3 protein-coding genes are annotated in these 4,520 nt (G+C 36.6%); all 3 read left to right on the plus strand.

The features are described from left to right. Positions 1–475: 475 nt before the first annotated feature. A complete protein-coding gene (chvE, locus tag BLQ56_RS23065) occupies positions 476–1,552 on the plus strand; it encodes a multiple monosaccharide ABC transporter substrate-binding protein (protein WP_090859999.1) in 1,077 nt (358 codons plus the stop codon). An 88-nt stretch (positions 1,553–1,640) separates the two neighbouring features. After that, positions 1,641–3,173, plus strand: a complete 1,533-nt coding sequence (gene mmsA, locus BLQ56_RS23070; protein ID WP_090860003.1) for a multiple monosaccharide ABC transporter ATP-binding protein — start codon at positions 1,641–1,643, stop codon at positions 3,171–3,173. Between the two features lie 6 nt (positions 3,174–3,179). After that, complete coding sequence (gene mmsB / locus BLQ56_RS23075; RefSeq protein WP_090860001.1) at positions 3,180–4,343, plus strand: multiple monosaccharide ABC transporter permease; 1,164 nt, start codon at positions 3,180–3,182, stop codon at positions 4,341–4,343. Positions 4,344–4,520 lie beyond the last annotated feature (177 nt).

The raw sequence follows: 4,520 nt of genomic DNA on the forward strand, positions 1-4,520 counted from the left end.
AGTATGTGGATCCTCGCACCGCGGAATTCCGCTCCCGTTTCGCGGTATTATCATCCAGTTCCGTGGGAATCAAAGAAAAGTTCGCGGTATTCCAGTTCTGCCTTTGAATGAGGATCTTCATTTAAATGGAATTCCGCAATCCTTTCTGCGCATTATCCCTCTGTCTTATTCGTAATTCCTGATTTAGTCAAACCCCCTTTTATCCCCAAATAAAAACCAAAAACGAGCACTCTTCAGTCATTTCACCGCAAATCTTTAACCAATCAGTCGAAAAGAATAAAAAAGGTTCAAAATCAATTACTACCCACATTTTTATAAAAAATATGAAAGCGCTTTAACAAAAGTTAATTTTTTATAAAAATAGTCTATTTATTGAAAAGACGCTCTCTTAATCTAGTGATATTATTCTAAGTAGAGACAGGGAAACAACCTGACTCACTAAAAACAAACATAAAAAAGGGGAAGGTGTTACAGAATGAAGAAAGCGTTATCAATCATTCTTGCTTTATCTTTAGTCTTTTTATTAGCAGCATGTAGTGGGGGAAAAGAGTCAAGCGGCGGTGAAGCTGGTTATGTTGGAATTGCAATGCCAACAAAATCATCTGAGCGTTGGGTATATGATGGAGAAAACATGGTAAAAGAGTTCGAAGCTCTAGGATATAAAACAGATCTTCAATATGCTGAAGATGTTGTAGAAAACCAAGTATCACAAATTGAAAACATGATTACAAAAGGTGTTGACGTACTTGTTGTTGCTTCTATCGATGGCGAAGCGTTAACAGATGTATTAGAAAAAGCAAACAATGAAGGAATTAAGGTTGTTGCATATGACCGTTTAATCAAAAACACTGAGCATGTAACTTACTATGCTACTTTTGATAACTTCAAGGTTGGAGTTTTACACGGAACATATATTGAAGAAAAGTTAGGCTTAAAAGATGGTAAAGGACCTTTCAATATTGAACTATTCGCAGGTTCACCTGATGATAACAATGCATACTTCTTCTTTGATGGTGCAATGTCAGTTCTTCAACAATATATTGATAGCGGTAAATTAGTTGTAAAGAGTGGCCAAACATCATTTGAGCAAGCTGCAACACTACGTTGGGATGGTGCAACTGCTCAAGCTCGTATGGATAACTTATTAAGTGGTAACTATGGATCTGAAAGAGTTGATGCTGTTCTTTCTCCATATGATGGAATTTCAATCGGTATTATTTCTTCATTAAAAGGTGTTGGTTACGGTTCTGCTGATAAGCCACTTCCAGTTGTAACTGGTCAAGATGCAGAGTTAGCTTCTGTTAAGTCAATTATCAATGGTGAGCAAACACAAACAGTATTCAAAGATACTCGTGAACTAGCTAAGAAAGCGGTAGCGATGGCTGAAGCAGTATTAAAAGGTGAAGAAGCTGAAGTGAATGACACTGAAACATATGACAATGGTGTGAAGGTTGTTCCTTCTTATCTATTAGAGCCAGTATCTGTTGATATCGAAAACTACCAAGAAATCTTAATTGATGGTGGATATTGGACTGAAGAAGATCTTAAATAAATTGAAATAAACTAGGATGATTTCCCAAAGTAAAGTGCCAAGCACTTATGGGAAATCATCTATTACATTACAAAGGCGTGGTGTTCAAATGTCTGAAATTATATTGGAAATGAAAAGTATCACAAAAGAGTTTCCAGGCGTTAAAGCACTTGAAAATGTAAATTTGAAAGTGAAAAAAGGTGAAATCCATGCATTGATGGGTGAAAATGGTGCAGGGAAATCAACTTTGATGAAGGTACTTAGTGGCGTATATCCAATCGGTACCTATGATGGGGATATTCTTTTTGAAGAAAACGTGTGTGCATTTAAGGATATCAGACAAAGTGAAGATTTAGGAATCGTTATCATACATCAGGAATTAGCACTTATACCAGACTTATCAATTGCAGAAAACATTTTTCTAGGAAACGAACAAGCGAAAAAAGGGATTATTAACTGGAATGAAACAACACTTAAAACAAAGGATTTATTAGCAAAAGTAGGTTTAGCAGGTGAATCACCGAATACACAAATCAACACAATTGGTGTTGGAAAACAACAACTGGTTGAAATAGCGAAAGCATTATCCAAACGTGTAAAATTACTTATTTTAGACGAACCGACTGCGGCACTAAATGAAGCGGATAGCGAAAACTTATTAAATCTTTTAATAGAGTTAAGAAAACAAGGAATGACAGCTATCATCATTTCACATAAATTAAACGAGATTATGAAAGTAGCAGATTCAATTACAATCCTTCGTGATGGACAGACAATTGAAACATTGAATGTTCATGATGGTAGTGTGACAGAGGATCGAGTCATTAAAGGAATGGTTGGACGTGATTTAACGAACCGTTATCCAAGTAGAGAACCGAAGATTGGTGAAACAATCTTTGAAGTAAAAAATTGGAACGCTTATCATCCACTCCATAGCGAACGGAAAATTCTTGATGAGATCAATATCCATATCAAGAAGGGCGAAATTGTTGGAATTGCTGGTTTGATGGGCTCTGGACGAACAGAGCTTGCCATGAGTGTGTTTGGAAAAGCATATGGTCAAAAGATTACAGGTAGTGTTCATATTAATGGAAAAGAAGTGGAACTGAAAACCGTTGATCAAGCAATCAAAAATGGCTTGGCATATGTGTCAGAAGACCGAAAAGGTAATGGATTAATTCTTAAAGATGATATTCGTCAAAATATCACTCTACCGAGTTTGTTTAAATTATCGAAAAACAGTGTGATCAATAATAATCAAGAGATTGTTGAATCAGAAGAATATCGTAAAAAGCTTAATATAAAAACGCCAAGTATCTGGCAAACAGTTGGGAATCTAAGTGGAGGTAACCAACAAAAGGTTGTATTAAGTAAATGGATTTTAACAGACCCAGAAGTATTAATCCTTGATGAGCCGACCCGTGGGATTGACGTAGGTGCTAAATATGAAATCTATACAATCATTAATCAGTTAGCGAATGAAGGTAAAGGTGTACTTGTGATCTCATCTGAGCTTCCAGAGGTGCTTGGAATCTGTGATCGTATCTATGTGATGAGTGAAGGCCAAATAACCGGTGAAGTACTAAAGAAAGATGCAACACAAGAGAATTTGATGAAGTACATGACGAAGACCAGGGGGTAAACGAACATGCAAACATTAAAAAGCATGGCTAAAGCCAATATGAGACAATCAAGTATGATTATTGCTTTAGTATTTATTATGTTACTATTCCAAGTATTAACCGAGGGGATCCTTTTAAAGCCTATAAACATAACGAACTTAATTCTTCAGAATAGCTATATCTTGATTCTGGCAATAGGGATGGTTCTTGTTATTATAACAGGTCATATTGACCTCTCAGTAGGATCAATCGCAGCGTTTGTTGGCGCAATATCAGGTATTTTAATGGTTCAATACCAAATACCAATGCTGCTTTCAGTCATCATCTGTTTAATTATCGGAGCGATTATCGGTGCATGGCAAGGTTTTTGGATTGCCTATATTAAAATACCAGCCTTTATCGTGACACTCGCAGGGATGTTGTTATTTAGAGGATTAACTCTTGTCGTTTTAGAAGGTAAATCAATTGCTCCATACCCAGAATCATTCCAAAAGATGAGCTCAGGGTTCTTACCAGATTTATTCGGTGGCAGCACTCTTCATATGCTAACGATCTTAATTTCTCTTACCATTTCAGCGGTTTACGTATTAATGGAATGGAAGAATCGTAAAACGCAAATACAATATCAGTTTGATACAGCTCCAATGGGAATCTTTGTGGCAAAATTAGTGGCTATGGCCCTAGTTATTAATGCATTTGGCTATGTTCTTGCACAATATGAAGGAATTCCTAATATCTTAGTTATTTTAGCAATCCTAATTGTTCTTTATACGTTTATCATGAGAAAAACAATCATCGGACGCCATATTTATGCGATTGGTGGAAATGAAAAGGCAGCACAGCTTTCTGGTGTTAAAACGAAGAAAGTAACATTCTTAGTGTTCGTGAACATGGGTGTGTTATCAGCATTATCAGGTTTAGTTTTCGCAGCTCGTTTAAATGCTGCAACACCTAAAGCAGGTAACTTATTTGAGCTTGATGCAATTGCAGCAAGTTTCATCGGGGGAGCTTCAGCTTATGGTGGAATTGGAACCGTTCCAGGAGCAATCATTGGTGGTCTTGTAATGGGTGTTATGAACAACGGGATGTCATTGATCGGTCTAGGGATCGACTGGCAACAAGCAATTAAAGGACTTGTTCTTTTAGCAGCAGTTGCGTTTGATATCTATAATAAAAATAAAGCAGCATAATTATCTTGATAAGGATCTGTTAGCTTTTAAAGCTAATAGGTCTTTTTTTTGTAAGATAAGAATGTTTAAAAATTTCTCACGTAGTTTTGGTGTCTAGCTCCAGCGCCTAGCCCCTCGGGGTCATAAGTCAAAACACTACGGAAAACAAGATTTCCTACGTGTTTCGCCTTATGCCTG

It is taken from the genome of Litchfieldia salsa, assembly GCF_900104555.1.
Classification (GTDB): Bacteria; Bacillota; Bacilli; order Bacillales; family Bacillaceae_L; genus Litchfieldia; species Litchfieldia salsa.